Genomic DNA, 21,712 nt, shown 5'->3' with positions numbered 1-21,712 from the left:
TTTTTTATCATTTTTTACCAAAATAATGCGTTTTTTTGATAGTGGACGAAGTGTGTCATGTTTTGTTTTTAAACACTTGAAGCCAATGTGGATTCAAGCTAAATATGACGCTGACATTATTGCAGTCTTAAAAAATTAAGTGATTGAAACACATGGAGCGTGGTTCAACAGCTAGAATTTCTGCAAGATAGATATGCACCATTTGGGGCTGGTACTTTCCCTATTAAACCGGTCTAAATTGGACAGTAGACAAGGAGCAAGTTGTATATGCTGTCGTACTTTTTACGTCGTTTAGCGTTAGTGATTCCGACCTTTCTCGGAATTACCATTCTTATTTTTGCCATCACTCGTTTTGTACCGGGTGGCCCTGTTGAACGTATGTTGTCACAGATGCAATCACAGGGCGATGGCGCTGCTGCTATGACGTCAGCGGGTGGCAATACCGCGCTTTCTGATGATCAAATTGCAGAGTTGAATGCTTTCTATGGCTTGGACAAGCCTGTGATGGAAGCGTACATCGAGTGGCTTAGCCGTTTGGTCACGTTAGATCTTGGTGAGTCAACCCGTTACTACGAACCAGTGTCAGAGATGATTGCAGAGCGTCTGCCCGTTTCGTTGTTTTACGGCGGAATGACGTTCTTTATCAGTTATTTCATTTCTATCCCACTGGGTTATTACAAAGCGCTCAAGCATGGCTCTGTATTTGACTCCTCCTCCTCGGTATTGATATTTGTCGGTTATGCCTTACCAGGCTATGTGGTGGGTGTACTGCTCATCACCTTGTTCAGTTATCACCTCGAGTGGTTCCCTATGGGGGGCTTTGTTGGTGATGATTTTGATGACTATGAAACCTTCTTCGAAAGAGCAAAAGACATCATGTGGCATGCTGTGTTGCCATTGATTTGTTATCTGATTGGTGACTTTGCCACGCTGACGATGACGATGAAAAACAACCTGATGGAAAACCTGTCGTCAGATTATATCCGTACCGCAATTGCGAAAGGGCTACCCTTCAAAAAAGCCGTTCGTAAGCATGCTTTACGCAACAGTCTGATTCCCATTGCAAGTCACTTCGGTAACTCTTTGTTGTTCTTTATGACCGGGGCCTTCCTGATTGAAGTTATTTTTAACATTGATGGTATTGGCCTTTTGGGTTACGAATCCATCATGGAGCGTGATTATCCTGTGGTAATGGGCATCGTTGCTATCAACGCGATACTGCTGCTGATCGGTAACATTGTTTCAGATATCTGTGTTGCTTTAGTCGACCCACGTGTGAAGTTTGGAGCGTAATATGATTAAAGTCAGTCCATTAACTCAAAAGAAAATTCGTCACTTTAAAGAGATCAAGCGTGGTTACTGGTCGTTTGTGGTGTTATCAATCATGTTGATCCTCTCTCTGTTCGCTGAATTGCTGATCAACAGTAAGGCGCTGGTGGTTAAATACGATGGCAATTTCTATTTTCCTGTCGTGAGTGATGTTCGCCTTGGCAGTGAGTTTGGCCAAAATACAGCAAGTGAAGCCGATTACCGCGTTCTGCAAAAAGTGTTTGAAGCACAAGGTGGCGATAATTTTGTCATTCTACCTATCGTGCCCTGGAACCCGTATGAGCAGGACTTTAGTGGTGATTTCCCGCCAACGGCTCCAAGCGCTGAGAATAAGCACTACTTGGGCACCGACGTTATTGGTCGGGATATTTTAGCTCGACTGGTTTACGGCTTTAGGACCGCGATGGGTTTTGCTTTGTTGACCATGGCTATCTCGTACGCCATTGGTACCGCAGTAGGTTGTGCGATGGGTTTCTGGGGCGGAAAGTTCGATTTGTTCGTCCAGCGATTGATAGAAGTTTGGTCGATGGTGCCATTCCTTTACGTGATTATGATTCTGGTTTCGATCGTTCAGCCCACCTTTGCGCTTTTTGTCGCTATCAACGTTCTGTTCACCTGGATGGGCATGACCTGGTACATGAGAACTATGACCTATAAGGAAGCGGCTCGTGAATACGTCATGGCAGCGCGTGCGTTAGGTGCGTCAACGGCCCGAATTCTGTTTAATCATATTCTTCCTAATACTATGGTTATGATTGTCACACTGGCACCATTTACGATCGCGGCCAACATTACCGCACTTACTGCGTTAGACTATTTAGGCCTAGGTCTGATGCCACCGACACCGAGCTGGGGTGAACTACTGCAGCAAGGTAAGTCGAACTTAGACTCGCCATGGATTGTTTCGTCAGTAGTGACTTCAATTGTATTGGTACTGGTGATGGTGACCTTCATTGGTGAAGCGATCCGAGCGGCTTTCGACCCGAAAAAATTCACACGCTATGTTTAAGTGAGTGAACAAAACATAAAAAAGGGAAGTTTTATGAATAGATTACTTTTAGCGTCTACGTTGGCCGCCCTGAGTTTCGGTGCGATGTCCGCGACGCTCCCGACTGACTTAGAATGGCAAACAAACTGGGATGAGCCTCAATATGGTTCTCCGGAAGCTAAGCGTGGCGGTACTTATCGCACCTACATGTCGAGCTTTCCCCAGACGCTACGCAGCGTGGGACCAGATGCAAATGCAGGACTGCGAGCTTTCTTGCTGGATGACACCCCAGGGTTGGTGGTGCGTCATCCGGATACTTTGCAATTCATTCCTGAGTTGGCCAATGAGTGGGCGTTGGCGGGGGACAATAAGACGGTTTATTTCAGACTCAACCCAGAAGCGAAATGGTCGGATGGCAAACCCGTCACCGCAGACGACTTTGTCTTCATGCTTAAGTTCTACCGTTCAAAAGATATTCTGGAACCCTGGTACAACGATTATTACAACAAAACGGTAGCGGACGTCGTTAAGTACGATGATCACACGTTTTCCGTTGTTGCGGCCAAAGAGTTTAACCAAGAAGAACTGATGCTGAGAATGGGAGCATTGCGCCCACGCCCAGCGCACTTCTATGCCAATCCGGCTAAAGATGAAAACGGCGATGGCATTCATGACAACTTTGTTCGTTACTACAACTTTAAGAGTGAACCAACCACAAGCGCGTACTACTTAGACGATATCAAGAAAGGCAAAAGCGTCACCTTCAAACACGTTGGTAAGGACTGGTGGGGCTACACGAATAAGTACTATCAAAACCGCTACAACGTCGACAAAATTCGTATCACGGTCATTCGCGATAATGACATTGCAATGAAGCACTTTGAGAAAGGTAATCTCGATGCTTTTGCTTTAATACTACCAAGTCTGTGGCATGACAAATCTAACTCGGAACCGTATCAGAAAGGCTACATTGAAAAGTTCTGGGGTTACAACCAATACCCGGTTGGTGCTGGTGGCCTTTGGATCAACGCGGCGCAACCGTTATTGAATGATCTTAATGTGCGTAAAGGCGTCACCTACGCGACGGATTTCGATGGCATGATCGAAAATGTCTTGCGCGGTGACTACTCACGTAAGCCGAACCCAATGGGTTTTGGTCATGGTAAATACTCTCTTCCAGATGCCAAAGCGCCTGCCTTTGATGTGGATAGAGCAATAGCCGCATTTGAAGCGGCAGGTTTTGATTCGATCGGTGCCGACGGTATTCGGGTTAACTCTCAAGGTCAGCGTCTGAGCTTTGAGTTGACCTACGGTACACCTGTGCATACCCCGCGTATTGCTTACCTCAAAGAGCAGGCTAAGTTGGCTGGGCTGGACATTGAGTTGAAGCTGGTTGATGGTTCTTCGATGTTCAAGTACGTGCGCGAGAAAAAGCACGATCTGGCGTTCTTAACCATGAGTACCTCAGAGATTCCGACGTATTGGGAGTACTTCCACTCGGTGAATGCCAATAAACCGCAAACGAACTCCTTCACCAACTACAGCACACCTGAGCTGGATGAAAAAATCATGGAGTACCGTTTCAACTTAGATATGGATAAAAAGGTTCAGCTCGGACACGAAATTCAACGCGATATCATCGATGCACACGTGATCATTTCTGGCTATATGGTGCCTTACGTTCGTTACGGTCACTGGCGCTGGCTCAAGTTACCAGAAAAACCGATGAACCGTATGACAGAAGCACTTTACAGTGATGGCGTTATTGGCGATGGCACATACTGGATCGACAGTGATGTGAAAAAAGAAACTCAACAAGCGATGAAATCAGGTAAGGCATTCGAACCTGTAATTGAAATCGACGACACCTATAAGCTGTAAGGAGGTGTTATGGAAAACGATGTAATCTTAAGTGTTAAAGACCTCGAAGTAGAGTTCATAACCGACGATGGGCCAGTAAAAGTACTGCACGGCGTTAACTTTGATGTTCGGGCCGGGCGTACGCTGGGTTTAGTCGGAGAGTCGGGCAGTGGAAAAAGTGTCACTTCAATGGCCATTATGGCACTGCTACCTAAACCGTACGGCAATATTGTGAAGGGTGAAGTGAATTACCGCGGAACCAATCTGGTGGAGCTGCCAGCAGACCAAATGTACGCGATGCGTGGTAACCATATTTCGATCATTTTTCAGGATCCAATGACCGCGTTGAACCCCGTTCACACTATCGGCCGTCAGATTTGTGAAGTACTCGAACTACACCGCCCGGAGTTGGATAAGAAATCCCGCGAATCCTATGCAATTGAAATGCTGGATAAAGTAAAAATCCCAATGCCAGAAAAGCGTCTCAATGAGTATCCGCACAACCTGTCTGGCGGTATGCGTCAGCGTGTGATGATCGCAATGGCACTGGCCTGTAAACCAGACATTCTGATCTGTGATGAACCGACAACGGCGCTGGATGTTACTGTACAGGCGTCTATTCTTGAACTAATGAATGAGCTTCAGGAAGAGACGGGCATGGCGATGATCTTCATTACCCACGACCTTGGAGTAGTGGCCGAAGTCTGCGATGACGTGGCGGTGATGTATGGCGGACGTATTGTTGAAAAAGCAGAAATTTTTGAACTGTTTGATAACCCGCAGCACCCATACACAGAGCGTTTGATGGGCTTAATGCCAAGCTTAGATAATGAACCTAAGCAGATGATAGACATCAAACCAATAGATGCGAGTATGTTTGCAAGCTAACTGGTGCAAAGTAAGTGAGTCATAAAAGAGGATGTTATGACAAAAGAAGTATTAAGAATTGAAAATCTTAAGCAGCACTTTGTATCTGGTAAAGGGCTGTTTAAGAAAGGCTACACGATTAAAGCGGTAGATGGGGTTTCCCTGTCTGTCGGTGAAGGGGAAACGCTGGGTCTGGTAGGAGAATCAGGCTGTGGTAAAAGTACCTTGGGCCGGACGATATTAAAGCTTTACGAACCAACGGAAGGCAAAATCTTTTTCGAAGGCAAAGATATCACCAAGTTGTCGGTAAGAGAGATGCGCTCTCTGCGAAAAGACATGCAGATTGTTTTTCAGGACCCAATGGAATCTCTCAACCAGCGTCATACTATCGGTATGATTCTGGAAGAGCCGTTTGTGATTCACAAAGTAGGTACGCCTGCTGAACGTAAACAGTGGGTGAAAGAGTTATTGATTAAAGTCGGCTTGCCGGAAACCGCGGTAAATCGTTATCCGCACGAGTTTTCTGGTGGCCAGCGCCAACGTATCGGGATTGCTCGTGCGATTGCGCTGAAACCAAAACTTCTGATTTGTGATGAGTCGGTTTCGGCCCTGGACGTTTCCGTTCAGGCACAGATTCTCAACTTGTTGTTACAACTACAGCAGGAGATGAATCTGGCGATCATTTTTATCTCGCATGACCTGTCGGTAGTGAAGCATGTCTCAGATAAAGTCGCGGTGATGTACTTTGGTAAGGTGGTAGAAGCGGGTAATGCGAAAGAAATCTACGCTAACCCACAAAACGAATACACCAAAAAGCTGCTTTCTGCTATCCCAATTACGCATCCTAAATACAGAAAGAAAAAACGTGTGGCTGAAAAAAAGCAGCGAGTGGCGTAAGCCGTGCCACTGCGAATGTAAACAAGCAACGCTCCGCCAAGTAGTCGGGGCGTTTTTCTTTTGTATGCTTTTTGCGCTTACATGCTACACTCAGGCTTATCTCTTTGGTTTTGTTTGGATAATTGACTATGGCGTCAGATTTACCGAAATCATTCAGCCGACCGTTCTTAAAAATCTTCCACTTCTTTGAGGCGATATTATTAGTCGCCATTACCTTGGCTACCTTGTATGCCATGGCGGAGGAGTTCATCCATGTGTTTGTTGCAAAGCGTGTTTTGTTAACCGACATCTTATTGATGTTTATTTATCTCGAAGTGTTGGCGATGGTACGGCAGTTTGTAATGAACGGGAAAATTCCGGTGCGTTACCCCATCTATATCGCGATGATGGCAATTGCTCGTTATATTACTCTGGGTATGAAAGAGTTGGATGCAGTTCCCGTTGTTTGGCTATCTCTTGCGGCCCTGATTCTTGCGGCGGCGACACTGCTCATTCGCGTTGGTCACCATTATTGGCCATATGTTGATAAGCGAACAGAAGAAAAGGATGAGTAAAGCTAACTTTGACCTCTTTTTTGTTAGAACCACTAGATCTTCAAATCGTTGCCGCGTCTGAGAGCCAAGTCATTCTCGCTGAACCAAGCATCTCGAGGTTATTTGGGTATAAATAAGGTTTTTATAAATATGGGTTTGAAGATACATATAGGTTGATTGAGTATCTAGACTATTTTTTTGCACCAATATTGGACTTTATTTTTAGAGTGGTTACTTAAGTCGGTGTCGGTTGATGTTGTTAATCTAAGTAAGCAGTGCTGTTTTTAGAGCAATATCACTGAATAATATAGATATTACCTTTTTTGTTGCCAATTTTTATACCTCTACTGCATGATAGCAGTTTGCACCGCCAAGATTAGCTTTATCTAATTGACAGGCAACTCTTGTCAATTTTGAGTAATTTATCTGTCGGCTTGATGCAAACAGTTTTTTACATTAATAGGTATTTCTTATATTATTGGTCGAAAGCTAAAATTGTTATATTAATCAAGGTTAAAAATAATAGAAACTATTATCGCGGCCCTTCATTGGTATACCCTCACTTGCAAAAAAAAAGGAGATTCAAGTGAAATTTTCACTATTAGCAATCGCGGTTGGCTCCATAATTTTAGTCGGCTGTAATGATAGTAGCACTGATACTGTATCGTTTTCTCAGGATGTTCGTGCATTCGATGGTGCTGTTCAAGGTATGACTGGTCAGTTTGATTGTATTGACGGCTCAGGCGGCGCTATCAACGGGACTACTGACTACAATGGTTATATCACCATTGAAAATGAAACGTTCGCAACTAGCCCTGAAACTTGTTCTGTAACCTTCAATAAAACACCAGGTGCCGTGGATACCTCTAACGGTAAAGACATGTCGAACGTTAGCTACAGTGTGCCAAAAGGCTTGCTCCAAGAGGGTCAAGAAGCAGCGGCAACACCATTGACGACAATTATTGCCAAAGCGCTGGGTGATGACGACTATACTGAAGAAGCTGCTAACGAAACTTTGCAAAGCCTAGGTATCAATGTTGGTGATCTAAACAATGAGAATGGTACGAACATTAGTATTTTCGAGCTGCTCACTGATCCTGAAACTGTATTGGGTGATCTAAAAGAATCAAATCCAACCATTTACTCAGAAATTATGGTTACTACAGTCGTACTTTCTGACACACTTGCCGCTCAAGGTGAAAATTCAGATGTTACTGTTGAGCAACTTACTACTGTGACGAGAAGAGTAAGTCAGGTTGTTTTGGATGAACATCCAAACTATCCGACCAATAACGATGGTGATGAAATCTATGTCGAACTTTCTGGAGCTCTGGAAGATGAGACTGTATTCACCACAATTGCTGATGCAGAACAAGACGAAGATATCAATCAGGATGATCCAATTTTTGATGAACTTCGTGAAGATATAGCAACGGGTGAACCTGCGGAGCCCGTTCCTGAGCCTGAGCTTCCACCTACAGGTGGCACAGGCGGTACAGGTGGTACAGGTGGTGGTGGTAGTGAAGGCGGCGGTGGCGCTTAATCGCTTTCTCCTTCCTTATCATAGCTAAAAGATTAGTCACCCATAGCGCACGCTTTGGGTGACTTTTTATCCATGGATGTATCGCATGTTCAGACCTAATTTTTCATTACAAAACTGTATACGAACAGTTTTGCTCCTTGCCCCGTGTACTACTCTTGCTTCACCCGATAACCTATCTTCTTATCAAAGTTTCACTGGGTTGGGATTTACCCCAAATGCTCAGGTGATTGATACTGGAGACTTTCATGTTTCTTTCAGCCAAGGCACACCGTATCTGGGTACGATTGCTCAACTAGATAACTGGTATTTTGGCGCCGGCATTCTTCCTGGTGTTGAAGCTGGGGGGAGAATTGTTACTCAAACTTACGATTGCAATATTTACTTTGAACCTGGCTGTGGTATTCGAGATTTGTCCGCGTCTTTCAAGGCTCAAGTCCCCTATGTTTATGACTGGACCGGCATCCAACTAGCCGTGGGGGCTCAAGATGTTGGCGGTGCTGCCAGTAACTTTAGAGCGGCATATGTCGTCGCAGACAAAACCTTCGAAGACTACGGATTACGTGTTAGCTCAGGTTTTGGCAAGTCAGATCTTAGTCTTGGGATTATGGACGGGCCTTTTGGTGGCGTAGAGTGGCAACCGCTTTCCTTTGCCCAGCTTGTTGGTGAATATGATGCCAGCGAACTCAATGTTACGGCGAAAGTGTTTACCCCTGAGGGCTTTTTACCCTATGGTATTCAGACTTCTGCCCATGTAGAGCTTTACAGTGGTCACGAGAATAGTGATCAGACGGTATGGGGGATCAATACAGACATTCCATTGGTTGGATATAGCAGCAATAGCCGTAAGCGATTAAAACAGCCAGAACTAGAAAGTACCGAGCAGCGTCTTACCTCTCAGTTGGCTGCTAGCAAGTCGACAAGTCGGACATCTTTGCAGCAAGCGCTTAAGAATGAAGGCTTTATTAATATTCAAACGGGTACTCATCTTAACCAATTGGTCATTGCCCTCGAGAACCGTCGTTATAACCACAATGAAGTTGATGGTGTTGGTGTGGCTCTGGGCCTAATAGCAACAAACCTAAGCCATGATACACTTACCGATATTGTTGGTAGTGATTATGCTCCAGTGATCAACTTGCTGCTGCTGAATAACAATATACCAGTAATGCGAGTTTCCACCACGCTAGACTGCTATCAAGACTTTTTGGAGACAGGCGAGTTATGTAAACAGACGTCGTTTTCCTCACAGCACTTGAATGAATATCGGAAGCAGACTCAGTGGATCCATCAGCATATCAACGATGGTATGGGACGTTCGCAGCTTATTTTTTCGCCAGTTATGAATTACAACGTTGCCACCGAATATGGTGTTTTTGACTATTCAGTCGGCCTTAGTTCCAATCTGTATACACCACTGTGGCAAGGTGCAGCATTTGATATTCGGCATGTATTACCGCTTGATGACAGCGATGATTATCAGGACGGTGGATACTGGGAAGAGCAAAGCTTAGACAATGAGATTAACCGTGTTCTTGTTCACCAGGCTTTCCGTCTACCTTTCGATATCATGACTCAGTTTTCGGCAGGTTATGTCTATGGTGGGTACCTTGGAGGAATGAATGAAACCCAGTGGAACTCACCTGAGGGACATCACGGCATTGGTTTTCAGATCAGCGAATTCACCTATAAGGATGACGTTGACTCACGCGGTCGTGAAATTGAAGACAAAGCCACTCGTTTAGCTAACTATACCTATTCAAGACCTGATTGGAACTGGCAGCTAAGCTTGCGGGGTGGAGAGTACTGGCGTGGGGATCAAGGTTATGATATCACCACAACGCATTGGCTCGGTGATGCTAAATTCTTCGCGAAATACTTAAACAGTGAAGATGAAGAGTTTCTGACTCTTGGTGTCTCTTTACCGTTGACGCTATGGCGAGACATGAAACCGGGCTACTTGCAAGTCAGAGGTATCGATCAGTATGAACTGACGGTACAAACTCGAGTTAATGACTCTCACAACAATATCAACACCGGACTTGGTCAGTCGATTAAGCTGCAACATAGTCTGGAACGTGAGTACCTTAACCGTTCTAGGTTAACGCCAGCGTACTTCAATACCTATCAACAGCGAATGAGAAACGCCTATCTTCGTTTGTTGGAACAAGAGCGCTAAGTCGATTAAAAAGTAATATTAAAGGGCGGTTTCCTTTTGTAGGCACCGCCCTTTTTGCTTTCTGGCTTTTTGGGTAGGGTTATGTTGTCAATGAGTTGGAGTATCGTTACTAACTATCAGAATTATGAATTACGATTCTTTTTCGTATGGGCTTCTATGAGTGTGTGTGTTCTGCATGTGCTCGTTTATTTGTGACATGCAACTTATTCCAAGATTATCTATAAGGATATTTGTCACATTTATTATTCTGTGTAATTTACTTTATTCATCTTTTGGCCAAAAATGAACTCATCGGTCAATCAGCTATAACTAATGATGGAATTAGAAATGAGTGAAAATCTAAAAAATCAAAATAAGTTATGGTCAAGCTCATTAGCTTGGTATACGCACGACTTTGATCTAAAAATTCTTCCTTCTTGTATTCATGCCTAATTAATGCGTATTTTTAGCAACTAGTTGTTGTTGCTAAATGTTCGTAATCCCTTTGACATCTTTTTAAAATTCGACATTACAGTTCTGTACTACTAATTCAGTTCCTTAGTCGTATTTTATCTAAATTTAATTTTTAATTTAACTGATTCATTATTCAGTTCGGTTTAGTACACCAAAATTAAATTTTAGGTGTAATTAATATCGTCTGAATAATAAAAAATATTATTTATAGGTATTATTATGGAAAACTTTAAGCATCTACCAGAACCATTCCGTATCCGTGTTGTTGAACCAGTAAAAACCACGACTAGAGAATACCGTGAAGAAGCCATTTTAAAGGCGGGTATGAACCCATTTCTATTAGACAGTGAAGATGTATTTATCGATCTACTCACCGATAGTGGTACTGGTTCGATAACACAAAAAATGCAAGCGGCAATGTTAATGGGTGATGAAGCCTACAGTGGTAGTCGCAGTTACTACGCGCTTGCCAATGCGGTTAAAGATATCTTTGGATATGAACTGACAATTCCTACTCACCAGGGCCGTGGTGCAGAGCAGATTTATATTCCTATTCTTATCAAGAAACGTGAGCAGGAGAAAGGCCTGGACCGTTCTAAAATGGTCGCTCTGTCTAATTATTTCTTCGATACAACGCAAGGCCACACTCAAGTGAACTGCTGTGTGGCAAAAAACGTTTATACAGACGAAGCCTTTGACACATCAGTAAATGCCGACTTTAAAGGTAACTTCGACCTGCAAAAACTGGAAATGGCGATTGAAGAAGCGGGTCCAGCCAACGTTCCGTACATTGTAAGTACGATTACTTGTAACTCTGCAGGTGGCCAACCAGTTTCCATTGCAAACCTGAAAGCGGTTTATGAAATCGCTAAACGCTACGATATCCCAGTTATCATGGACTCGGCTCGTTATGCGGAGAACGCTTATTTCGTACAACAGCGTGAGCCAGGTTACCAAGACTGGACGATTGAAGAGATCACTCGCGAAACCTACAAGTACGCGGATGCGCTAGCCATGTCAGCGAAGAAAGACGCAATGGTACAAATGGGTGGCCTGCTGTGTTTCAAAGACGAATCCATGATGGATGTATACACCGAATCTCGTACGCTCTGTGTTGTACAGGAAGGCTTCCCTACTTACGGTGGCCTTGAAGGTGGCGCTATGGAGCGCTTAGCGGTTGGTCTTTATGACGGTATGCGTCAGGAGTGGCTAGAGTATCGTATCGGTCAGGTTCAGTACTTAGTTGATGGCCTAGAAGCAATTGGTGTTGTTTGTCAGCAAGCGGGCGGTCACGCGGCGTTCGTAGATGCAGGTAAACTGTTGCCTCACATTCCATCGCATCAATTCCCAGCGCATGCTCTTGCTTGTGAACTGTATAAAGTAGCGGGTATTCGTGCGGTTGAAATCGGTTCTCTGTTACTAGGCCGTGATCCAGCAACCGGCAAGCAGCATGAATGTCCGGCTGAATTGCTGCGCCTAACGATTCCTCGTGCGACGTATACACAAACACACATGGACTTTGTTATCGAAGCCTTTGAGAAAGTGAAAGCCAATGCCCAAAACGTGAAAGGTCTCGATTTTACTTACGAACCGAAAGTACTTCGTCACTTCACTGCCCGACTAAAAGAAATTTAATCCTAGGAATTAAATAGTAAATCATTAAGCAATAAATAATGGGTGCGTCTCTTCCCTCTGCTGAGGCGCACTTATTCTTAATATCTACCTCTTACTATAAATAAAATTACAAATAACATTAAATATAAATTGTAAATGTTGGCTGATTGTTTATCCCTATTTAAAACACTATTATAGAGACATAGGTCATGAAAAATAGTCCATCTTTAGTCGGCGGATCTTGTATTATAGCAAGTGTCTGTGTTGGGGCGGGAATGCTTGGTTTACCAAGCGCAGGCGCAGGTGCTTGGACCGCATGGTCATTAATTGCAATTACCTTTACCATGATTATGATGACAGTATCAGGTTGGATGCTGTTAGAAGCTTTTAAGCGCTATGATTTAAAAGTATCTTTTAATACGGTAACGAAAGATATGCTAGGGAGTACCGTTAACCGAATTAATAATTTAGCAGTATATTTCGTTGGTGGTATTTTACTTTATGCCTATATAACCTCTTCGGGTTTAATCTTAGAAGGTGTATTAGGTCTCAATAATAAAGTAGCTTCAGTTTTATTTGTTGCAATATTTTCTCTTTTCGTATGGCACTCCACTCGAGCGGTAGATAGAATTTCCGTTGTTCTTATTGCCTTTATGGGCCTCAGTTTTATCTTCGGTGTATCTGGCTTAGCGGCAAATATCGATATGTCGATTCTGTTTGACCGCGTCAATCAAGAAACCAGCTATGCACCTTATGCAATGGCGATGCTGCCTGTCGCGTTGACTTCATTTGGTTACCATCACTCCGTCGCAAGTATGCGCTCTTACTACGGTTGCGAGCATCGTGCAAAAAAAGCCATTTTAGGAGGTACGCTGATTGCGTTAACGCTTTATTTCTTATGGATGGTGAGCATTTACGGCAATCTTCCACGCAGTGAATTCGGCCCTGTTATTGAGCAAGGCGGTAATGTAGAAGCATTATTATCAGCATTAGGCTCAGCAATTGATTCTGACAAAGTAGCCAACGCCATTAACACCTTCTCTATGGCTGCCATTCTTTCCTCGTTTATTGGGGTCGGGTTAGGCGTCTTCGATTTCCTAGCGGACTTATTCAAGTTTGAAGACACAAAACAAGGCCGAACAAAAACCTGGCTGGCTACATTTTTACCCCCTCTGGTGCTTTCTTTGTTATTTCCGTTTGGTTTCGTTATTGCAATTGGTTATGCCGGTGCGGCAGCTACGGTTTGGGCATGTCTGATCCCTGCGTTATTAGCTCGCAAATCACGCCGTCTAGAGGGAAGCCATGAAGGATTTGTCGCCCCTGGAGGGAATGCCATGGTTGGCGTACTGATTCTGTTTGGTGTGCTGACAGCCGTGTTCCATTTCATGTCAATGTTGAACCTTCTCCCTGTGTTTAGCATTTAGTCCTCAACAAATCGCAACTTTTACAACTGACTTGAGATAAAAAATGACAAATATTATTAGTACTTCAAAAGCGCCTTTAGCTATTGGTCCATATGTTCAAGGTGTTAATTTAGGTGGCATGATCATGACCTCGGGTCAGCTTCCAATTAACCCAGAAACAAAACAGATGTCGGAGGATGTCGCTGAACAAACGCTGCAATCATTAAACAATGCTTTGGCCATCATCGAAGAGGCCGGGTTGAGCGCTAAGCACATTGTGAAAACAACCGTATTTGTTAAAGACTTAAATGACTTTCCTGTTGTTAACAAAGTTTACGGTGACTTTTTTGAGAATCACAACGCGTCATTCCCTGCTCGATCTTGCGTTGAGGTCGCTCGTTTACCCATGGATGCAAAAGTGGAAATTGAAGTGATAGCAACGACATAACGACCGCTGAATACGCTTTAACACCTCTACACCTATTTAAAAATAGAAGCATGATAATTTCATAATGTGATTTATTGTCATGCTTTTTTTGTGCCCGTTTTTTATAAATGTTGGAACGTGAAATGAAACTAAATAATAAAAATATACTATTCATCTCTGGTTTAATTCTTTCAAATCAATCGCATGCGCTGACGGTGTATCAAGATGAAGTAAACAAGGTAGAAGTATCTGGCGCATTTTTAATGGATTATTGGCAACCCGCTCAATTCCTTGATCACTACTTTAATGCCAGCCGCAGTACGTTAGGTATTGCGATCGAGCGTCAATTAGAGAACGGTTGGTCAACCGATGTAAAATTTGAGTGGGATACGATTCTAAACCCTCCTTCGAACGAATTTGAAACGCAGAATGGTGATAAGTTCAGAAGTCGGCTGGGCTATATTACGGTTGCAAATCAAGAGTTCGGTAGTGTGCGAGTCGGTAAGCAATATTCCGCGTATCATGATGTCGCGGGATACATGGATAACCTTATTGTGTTCGATCCGGATGCAACACCATTATTCAGTGATGGTAAAGATGGTGGCTTTATGGCCACAGCTCGTGGTGACAACCTGGTTGTTTACCGCAAGAGCTTCGATTCGCTGAATGTCTCTGCTCAGTATGGCTTTAATGGGGTAAACAACCGATACAATCAGAACTTAGGTCGAGATAACAACGTTGCCCTGGCGGTAAGCTATGATTTTGACTTTGGTTTAAGTCTTGGCGCAACTCATATGCAAAACAAAGTGGAGGGCACCTCTTTTGCCGGACTTAATGATGGCGACTCCCAGGAACTGACGACAGTTGCAGCAAAATATGGATATGAAGGGTTTCAAATTTCTGCTGCATTTACTGATGGTAAGAAAGCGCATGAAACCGATTTATTGTATTACCGTGTGACCGAAAGCACTAAAGCAAACCTCTATGCTGACGCTAGCGCTTACGATATGTATGCACACTATTACTTCAACATTGGCTTACGTCCTTATATTTACCTTTCGCAAGTTGATTTTGATGACAGTTCGGTAAATATGGATGGGGAACGTAGCATTTACTCATTTGGTTTAAGCTACCATGCGACACCGCAGTTGATTATTTCTGGTGAAGTTAGAAAAACAGAAGAAGATAATTTGGGTGCAGGAAAGCAAGAGGATACCTTAAGTGGTATGACAATTTTGTATGCATTCTAGTCTGGTCTGAGGGGCGACAGATACGGATGTTGGACTGGGGTAATCAAACAAAAAGACGCTATGGTAAGCGTCTTTTCTATTTTGAATTCTGACGGGCAGTAAACTATGCCATAGAAATTAGACTTAACAGTCCAATAACTGCTGTTGTTGAAAAACACATCAGTGCAGCAGAGATTGAAGGCGTTAACACTTTTCCTAATTCAAGATTATTTTTACCGTCTAATATTGATAAAAGTGCTGAGTTCATTTTTTCACCGTAGTTATTGGTACGTGTCTAAGAACGGGGCGTATTTTACTACTGGTGTGATAGGTGTCAAATATTTAATCAAAAAAAGTTTAATTATTGTTCTATTTTTTGATTGGTTAGGTTCGGTGTTGTAGGCCAAGCACATAAAAAAGCCCTTATAAAAAAGGGCCTTAAGCATGCTAATAGGTAGGTTAGAAGCTTATTCGATGTTTTGGATCTGTTCACGCATCTGTTCAATCAGAACTTTTAGCTCGACGCCAGATGCGGTGATGTCTGTGCTGATTGATTTAGACGCTAGCGTGTTGGATTCACGGTTGAATTCTTGCATCATGAAGTCCAGACGACGGCCAACTGCGCCACCTTTTTTCAGGATGTTGGTGGTTTCTTTTACGTGAGAGTCGAGACGATCCAACTCTTCTGCGACGTCTGATTTCTGCGCTAACAGGATCAGCTCTTGCTCAACGCGAGACGGATCCAGTTCCACTTTGGCATCTTCAAACTTAGAGAACAGACGCTCGCGTTGCCACTCCAGAATTTCTGGCATGCGCGCACGCACTTTGACCACTTCTGCTGTAATTGCATCGAGACGTTGTTCGATCAGGGCTTTCATGTTGTCGCCTTCACGGCCACGCGCATCGATAAACTCACTTAAAGCTTCATCAAAAGCACCCAGTAAAACTTTGTTTACTTCATCCATGTCCTGTTCTGGTGTTTCCATTACACCAGGCCATTGCATCACCTGGAATGGGTTGATGCGGCTCAGTTCGCCCGTCATGTGCATCACTTGCTCGGCTGCTTTAATGACCTGGTTCGCCAGTGATTCATTAATGCTCAGTTCGCCTTTTGCGGCAGGGTTCGCTTCAAAACGAAGGTTACACTCAACTTTACCGCGAGCTAGGCGCTTACGAAAACGCTCGCGCAGTACTGGCTCTAGTGCACGGAACTGTTCTGGCATGCGGAAGTAAGTTTCCAGGTAGCGCTGGTTTACACTGCGGATTTCCCATACCGCTGAGCCCCAGTCGCCTTTCACTTCTTTGCGCGCATACGCTGTCATACTGTAAATCATCGAATTTTCCTGTCTTCAATTTTTTGAAAATTACCTAGAGAGTGTATCACGGAGTGAGAATAGGTGCGCGGGATGTAGCGCGATGTACTAGGGAAATGTGCATCGATTGCATGACTTGTGACCTAGGAATCCGGAATCGAATCCGCTATAATCTTCGCCCAACCAAATCGTCTTCTCCTCATATTTAAGGTAGATGCCCATGCGTCCAAACGATCGCAAGGCGGACCAAGTTCGCCCAATCAAAATTACTCGTAACTACACCGCTTACGCTGAAGGCTCAGTGTTAGTGGAGTTCGGTAATACCAAAGTGTTGTGTAATGCGACCGTCGAAGAATCTGTACCACGCTGGCTAAAAGGCCAAGGTAAAGGCTGGGTAACTGCTGAATACGGTATGCTGCCACGTGCAACACACTCTCGTACCCGTCGCGAAGCGGCAAGTGGTAAACAGGGTGGCCGCACGATGGAAATCCAACGCCTGATCGCGCGCAGCCTACGTGCTGTTGTCGATCTAAAAGCGATGGGTGAGTTTATGATCACTGTTGACTGTGATGTTATCCAAGCCGACGGTGGTACTCGCACAGCTTCTATCAGTGGCGCAAGCGTTGCATTGGCAGACGCGTTCCAGCACCTGGTTGAGAGCGGAAAGCTAAAAGCGAACCCAATGAAAGGCCACGTAGCCGCAGTATCTGTTGGCTTACTGGGTGATGACGTACTGTGTGACCTTGAATATGTCGAAGATTCAGCAGCGGATACCGATATGAACGTGGTCATGACTGAAGAAGGTAAGATGATTGAAATCCAGGGCACTGCAGAAGGTGAACCGTTCAGTCACGAACAGCTGATGGCACTGCTGGAGTCAGCGAAAATCGGCATTAGCGAAATTGTCACGGCGCAGAAGGCGGCGTTAGAAAATTAATTTTTAAAAATAGCTTCCCCGCAAAGGAAGCTATTTTTTTACTTATTTTAGAACCTAGAACCTAGAACCTAGAACCTAGAACCTAGAACCTAGAACCTAGAACCTAGGTCCTTAATATTTATATCCACACACTGAAAATTGAGAGAAATCCATGAAAGCATACCAGCGTGAATTTATTGAGTTTGCACTTGAGAAAGAAGTTCTTAAGTTTGGTGAGTTTACTTTGAAATCAGGCCGTAAGAGCCCTTACTTCTTTAACGCTGGTCTTTTCAATACAGGTCGCGACCTTGCTCGCCTTGGTCGTTTTTACGCAGCCGCATTAGCAGACTCAGGTATTGAGTTTGACGTGCTATTTGGCCCTGCGTACAAAGGTATCCCTATCGCGACGACAACAGCAGTAGCACTCGCGGACCACCATGATATCGACACACCTTACTGCTTTAACCGTAAAGAAGCGAAAAACCACGGTGAAGGCGGTAATCTGGTAGGTTCGGCTCTGGAAGGTCGCATTATGCTGGTTGATGATGTGATCACAGCAGGTACCGCGATTCGTGAATCGATGGAAATCATCAAGGCGAACGGTGCTGATTTGGCTGGCGTGTTGGTTGCTATCGACCGTCAAGAAAAAGGCAAGGGCGAGCTGTCTGCGATTCAGGAAGTTGAGCGCGATTTCGGCTGCGCGGTGATCTCTATCGTGAGTTTGGGTGACCTAGTGACTTACCTTGAAGAAAAAGGTAATGCAGCGGAACACTTAGATGCAGTAAAGGCGTACCGCGCGGAATATGGGGTTTAAAAGAAGGTTAAACATAGGTCCTAGGTTCTAGGTTTTAGGATCCTAGGTCCTAGGTGTAGCGCGCTGCACCTCAAGAGATAAACGGTGGGCTTTGTGTTTGCTGTTTTGGAAGACAGAGCGCTTCGCTTACAGAGTACGGACTACAGATAGGTACATTCCGTAGTCTGTATTCCGTAATCCCAAAATTCCGTAATCCCAAATCTTTTCCTAGGACCTAGGAGCCTAGGCCCTTTTAAAACCTAGAACCTAGGATCTTGGGTTATCTATAACGAATGCCTTTTGGCACGTTTTCATCCTGCATGGTCTTATAGCGTTTATGTAGCCACATCCATTGTTCAGGAGCGCGTAAGATGATTTCTTCCACGTATTTATTCATGTACGCTGCTGCGGCAACTTCATCCTTTTGTGGGTAATCGGCTTCAATGCATTTATCTGCGATGATTTCATACTTGCCCTGCTCATTGCGAAAGCCAGAGCCTGGAACAATGGCACACTTCGAGGTATAAGCCAAAATGCTCGTACCGGTTGTCGTACAGGCATCTTCTACCGCGAAGAATGGCACATACACCGATTTGTTGCGTCCGTAATCGTGGTCAGGTAGGTAGAACAGACGTTCACCACTACGCAGCACGCGAATCATCTTTTTCACGTCTTTACGGTCAATCAGTTTGTTGCCGTTATGGGTACGGCCCCAGTACTGGATAAAGTTATAAGCTGGATTATCGTGTGGACGAAATGCGCCGTAACCTGCAAGCCCCACCACGGCAAAAGCACGTGCGGTGATTTCCAGGTTCAATGCATGCACACAGCAGAGTAGGACGCCTTTTCCTTCTTGCGCCTTTTCTTTCAGAGCACCAACATCTTTTTCCACTAGCAGCGTTTTAAAGCGCCAAGTTGGCCAGAACCAGGTAATGCCGGTTTCGATCAGAGCCATACCAGTGTTTTTGAAGTTCTCTTCGACAATACGGTCAATGTCTTCTTGAGGCTTGTCCGGAAACGCCAGCTCCAGATTACGCTTGGCAACGTGAACGCGTTTTTTACCATAACGCATGCCGAGCTTACCTAATGATTGGCCGAATGACAGTAGCAAGCGGTAAGGGAGAATATTAACGATGATCGCCAGCAGACCAAACCCTATCCATACGCCCCAGTTGCGTGGATGAAGAAGGGAAAGAGAAAACTCTGGCTGCATTAGTTTGTCTTTACTCATAATATCTACTTAATTTGTGCGCTGAGCAATGCCCAATATTCATCAAAGTTGGCAGTAGGCTGATATTTGAAGTCACTACGAACAAATCGGTTCAGGCTTCCTTCAACTTGACCCAGGATCTGCGCGGCAAGAATGCGCTCTTCTACCGGGAAAGATTTCCCTTCACGAAGTTTACGTTCGCGTAGGATTTGACGCAGCTGAGTTTCAATTCGTTCGAATAGCTGATTGATTCGCTCACGCAGGCGTTCATTCTCAAACATTAGAGCATGACCTGAAAGAATACGTGTCAATCCAGGGTTACGTTCTGAGAAAACCAAAATCAGGTGCATCACCATACGAATGCGCTCTAAAGTGTCTTTTTCGTCGTCCAGAATGCGGTTAATACGCGTCATTAACGCTTCTTCGATGAACTCGATCAAACCTTCGAACATGCGTGCTTTACTTGGGAAATGGCGGTAGAGCGCCGCTTCTGAAACGCCAACTTGCTTCGCCAGTTTTGCCGTAGTAATACGTGAAGCGCCTTCTGTAGATTCAAGCATCTGTGCTAAAGCTTGCAAGATCTCTTCACGACGATTGGATTTTTTACTGCCGGCCATTAGTTATTTCCTTTCAAAATACAAAGTTGAGCGGAGGGATTATAAAACGCTAAGTTGGATCAAACTAGACTACTGAGGGTGGTTTGGGAGAGATAACACCCTCAGTTGTCATGGATGCTCTAAATTTTCGCCAACTTTTATTAAAAAATAAGCAGCTATCAAAAAATGAACACTAATTACATTAATGCGTGCATTTTTTCGAGGATTCTAAAACTCAGTGCTTGTTTTGATTCGAGAGCGAGAGCGAGTTCACCCTCTGGCCAGAAAAGCGTCATCGCATTGTCATTGCTGTTGAACCCCTGACCTTCAACCGATACGTCATTGGCGCAGATCATGTTGAGGTTTTTCTTCACTAACTTGCCTCGCGCATACGTTTCGACATCATTGGTTTCTGCGGCGAAGCCGACGGTAAACGGACGCTTATCTGTCATTGCTGCAACTGACGCAACAATATCAGGGTTTTTGACCATTTTGATGACCATCTGGTCGTTGTCTTCGGTCTTTTTCAATTTTTGAGACGCGATCTCTTCAGGTCGGTAATCGGCCACGGCGGCACAGCTGATAAATGCATCGTGGCTGGTGGCGTGCTCCATCACTGTATCAAACATCTCTTGAGCGCTTGCGACGTTAATGCGCTCCACGCCAGCAGGTGTACTTAAACTGACTGGACCACTGACTAAAGTGACCTTCGCCCCCAGTTGCGCCGCTGCGTTCGCCAGTGCAAAGCCCATCTTGCCTGAGCTGTGGTTGCTGATGTAACGCACGGGATCGATGGCTTCTTGGGTAGGACCTGCAGTGATGAGTACGGATTTTCCTTCGAGTACTTTAGGCTGAAAAAACTGCTCACACAGATGCACCAGTTGCATTGGCTCTAACATACGACCTGGACCGACATCGCCACATGCTTGTTCACCGGCACCAGGGCCCCAAATGTGCATGCCGCGACGAGCTAGGGTGGCGATGTTCTCTTGTGTTGCCACGTTACTGTACATTTGTTGGTTCATTGCCGGAGATACCGCAACTGGCGAATCAGTAGCTAACACTAACGTTGTCACTAGGTCGTTCCCCATCCCTGCCGACAGTCGAGCAATCAAATCTGCCGTTGCTGGAGCAAGCAGGACTAAGTCCGCCCATTTTGCCAACTCAATGTGCCCCATCGACGCTTCTGCTGCGGGATCGAATAAGCTGTCAGAGACTGGGTGGCCAGAGACCGCTTGCATGGTGAGTGGAGTAATAAACTCCTGAGCTGCCTTGGTCATCACGACGCGTACTTGTGCGCCTCTCTCTATTAAGCGACGGGTTAGCTCCGCACATTTATACGCGGCAATACCGCCACTGATGCCGAGTAGAATTTTCTTTCCTGCTAGTGTTTGCATGTGAGATCTCCAATTTTTCTGGCGACGAGTTTAGCACAACTCAAACTTCTGCCACCCGTATAACCCCAAATAACCTCGAGATGCAGCTTCAACTTGTCCTTATAAGGAGCCACAATTATTTTTCGACTTACCTGGGAACAAGTTTCAATTACAACGCTATGAAGCCTG

At 44.7% G+C, this 21,712-nt stretch carries 19 protein-coding genes; 14 read left to right on the top strand and 5 right to left on the bottom strand.

Annotated features, from left to right (window positions below; genetic code table 11):
* Positions 1–267: 267 nt before the first annotated feature.
* The 12 genes from OO774_RS14780 (at position 268) to OO774_RS14725 (ending at position 15,340) form a co-directional block, all read left to right on the top strand.
* Positions 268–1,293 (top strand): ABC transporter permease subunit, encoded by a 1,026-nt coding sequence (locus OO774_RS14780; protein ID WP_264903357.1) that lies wholly within the window; start codon positions 268–270, stop codon positions 1,291–1,293.
* A 1-nt stretch (position 1,294) separates the two neighbouring features.
* Positions 1,295–2,338, top strand: a complete 1,044-nt coding sequence (locus OO774_RS14775) for an ABC transporter permease subunit (RefSeq protein WP_264903356.1) — start codon at positions 1,295–1,297, stop codon at positions 2,336–2,338.
* 33 nt (positions 2,339–2,371) lie between these two features.
* Entirely contained in the window at positions 2,372–4,198 is a 1,827-nt protein-coding gene (locus OO774_RS14770; protein WP_264903355.1) for an extracellular solute-binding protein, read from the top strand.
* A gap of 9 nt (positions 4,199–4,207) precedes the next feature.
* The gene (locus OO774_RS14765; protein WP_264903354.1) at positions 4,208–5,065 is read left to right on the top strand and encodes an ABC transporter ATP-binding protein; all 858 of its coding nucleotides are present in this window, start codon (positions 4,208–4,210) and stop codon (positions 5,063–5,065) included.
* 36 nt (positions 5,066–5,101) lie between these two features.
* The gene (locus OO774_RS14760; RefSeq protein WP_264903353.1) at positions 5,102–5,941 is read left to right on the top strand and encodes an ATP-binding cassette domain-containing protein; all 840 of its coding nucleotides are present in this window, start codon (positions 5,102–5,104) and stop codon (positions 5,939–5,941) included.
* 128 nt (positions 5,942–6,069) lie between these two features.
* Positions 6,070–6,495, top strand: a complete 426-nt coding sequence (locus OO774_RS14755) for a phosphate-starvation-inducible PsiE family protein (protein WP_264903352.1) — start codon at positions 6,070–6,072, stop codon at positions 6,493–6,495.
* 565 nt (positions 6,496–7,060) lie between these two features.
* Positions 7,061–8,017 (top strand): excinuclease ATPase subunit, encoded by a 957-nt coding sequence (locus tag OO774_RS14750; protein WP_264903351.1) that lies wholly within the window; start codon positions 7,061–7,063, stop codon positions 8,015–8,017.
* 199 nt (positions 8,018–8,216) lie between these two features.
* Positions 8,217–10,193, top strand: a complete 1,977-nt coding sequence (locus OO774_RS14745; RefSeq protein WP_264903350.1) for a YjbH domain-containing protein — start codon at positions 8,217–8,219, stop codon at positions 10,191–10,193.
* A gap of 672 nt (positions 10,194–10,865) precedes the next feature.
* Positions 10,866–12,281 (top strand): tryptophanase, encoded by a 1,416-nt coding sequence (tnaA, locus tag OO774_RS14740; protein ID WP_264903349.1) that lies wholly within the window; start codon positions 10,866–10,868, stop codon positions 12,279–12,281.
* 188 nt (positions 12,282–12,469) lie between these two features.
* Positions 12,470–13,684, top strand: a complete 1,215-nt coding sequence (locus OO774_RS14735) for an aromatic amino acid transporter (RefSeq protein ID WP_264903348.1) — start codon at positions 12,470–12,472, stop codon at positions 13,682–13,684.
* A gap of 43 nt (positions 13,685–13,727) precedes the next feature.
* A complete protein-coding gene (locus OO774_RS14730) occupies positions 13,728–14,111 on the top strand; it encodes a Rid family detoxifying hydrolase (protein ID WP_264903347.1) in 384 nt (127 codons plus the stop codon).
* 122 nt (positions 14,112–14,233) lie between these two features.
* The gene (locus OO774_RS14725) at positions 14,234–15,340 is read left to right on the top strand and encodes a porin (RefSeq protein WP_264903346.1); all 1,107 of its coding nucleotides are present in this window, start codon (positions 14,234–14,236) and stop codon (positions 15,338–15,340) included.
* Between the two features lie 103 nt (positions 15,341–15,443).
* Here the strand turns inward: OO774_RS14725 and OO774_RS14720 are convergent, their stop codons facing one another.
* Both OO774_RS14720 and OO774_RS14715 read right to left on the bottom strand, forming a co-directional pair.
* A complete protein-coding gene (locus tag OO774_RS14720; protein WP_237315949.1) occupies positions 15,444–15,587 on the bottom strand; it encodes a hypothetical protein in 144 nt (47 codons plus the stop codon).
* Positions 15,588–15,786: 199 nt separating this feature from the next.
* Positions 15,787–16,653, bottom strand: coding sequence for a YicC/YloC family endoribonuclease (locus tag OO774_RS14715; protein ID WP_264903345.1), 867 nt, complete (start codon positions 16,651–16,653; stop codon positions 15,787–15,789).
* A 199-nt stretch (positions 16,654–16,852) separates the two neighbouring features.
* On the opposite strand from OO774_RS14715, the gene rph reads away from it, so the two are divergent.
* Together rph and pyrE are read left to right on the top strand one after the other, a co-directional pair.
* Complete coding sequence (rph, locus tag OO774_RS14710; protein ID WP_264903344.1) at positions 16,853–17,569, top strand: ribonuclease PH; 717 nt, start codon at positions 16,853–16,855, stop codon at positions 17,567–17,569.
* Between the two features lie 151 nt (positions 17,570–17,720).
* The gene (pyrE, locus tag OO774_RS14705) at positions 17,721–18,362 is read left to right on the top strand and encodes an orotate phosphoribosyltransferase (RefSeq protein WP_264903343.1); all 642 of its coding nucleotides are present in this window, start codon (positions 17,721–17,723) and stop codon (positions 18,360–18,362) included.
* A gap of 259 nt (positions 18,363–18,621) precedes the next feature.
* Here the strand turns inward: pyrE and OO774_RS14700 are convergent, their stop codons facing one another.
* From OO774_RS14700 to coaBC, 3 genes are all read right to left on the bottom strand, one after another.
* Positions 18,622–19,572 (bottom strand): Kdo(2)-lipid IV(A) acyltransferase, encoded by a 951-nt coding sequence (locus OO774_RS14700; RefSeq protein WP_264903342.1) that lies wholly within the window; start codon positions 19,570–19,572, stop codon positions 18,622–18,624.
* 5 nt (positions 19,573–19,577) lie between these two features.
* Entirely contained in the window at positions 19,578–20,168 is a 591-nt protein-coding gene (gene slmA / locus OO774_RS14695; protein ID WP_014230582.1) for a nucleoid occlusion factor SlmA, read from the bottom strand.
* A gap of 176 nt (positions 20,169–20,344) precedes the next feature.
* Positions 20,345–21,544 carry a bifunctional phosphopantothenoylcysteine decarboxylase/phosphopantothenate--cysteine ligase CoaBC gene (gene coaBC, locus OO774_RS14690; protein WP_264903341.1) on the bottom strand — a complete coding sequence of 400 codons (1,200 nt, stop codon included), beginning with the start codon at positions 21,542–21,544 and terminating at the stop codon, positions 20,345–20,347.
* Positions 21,545–21,712: the final 168 nt, after the last annotated feature.

The sequence above is a fragment of the Vibrio sp. STUT-A11 genome (genome assembly GCF_026000435.1).
Lineage (GTDB): Bacteria > Pseudomonadota > Gammaproteobacteria > Enterobacterales > Vibrionaceae > Vibrio.
Note: the sequence above shows the minus strand (reverse complement) of the source record. Positions and strands in the feature narration are given on the sequence as shown.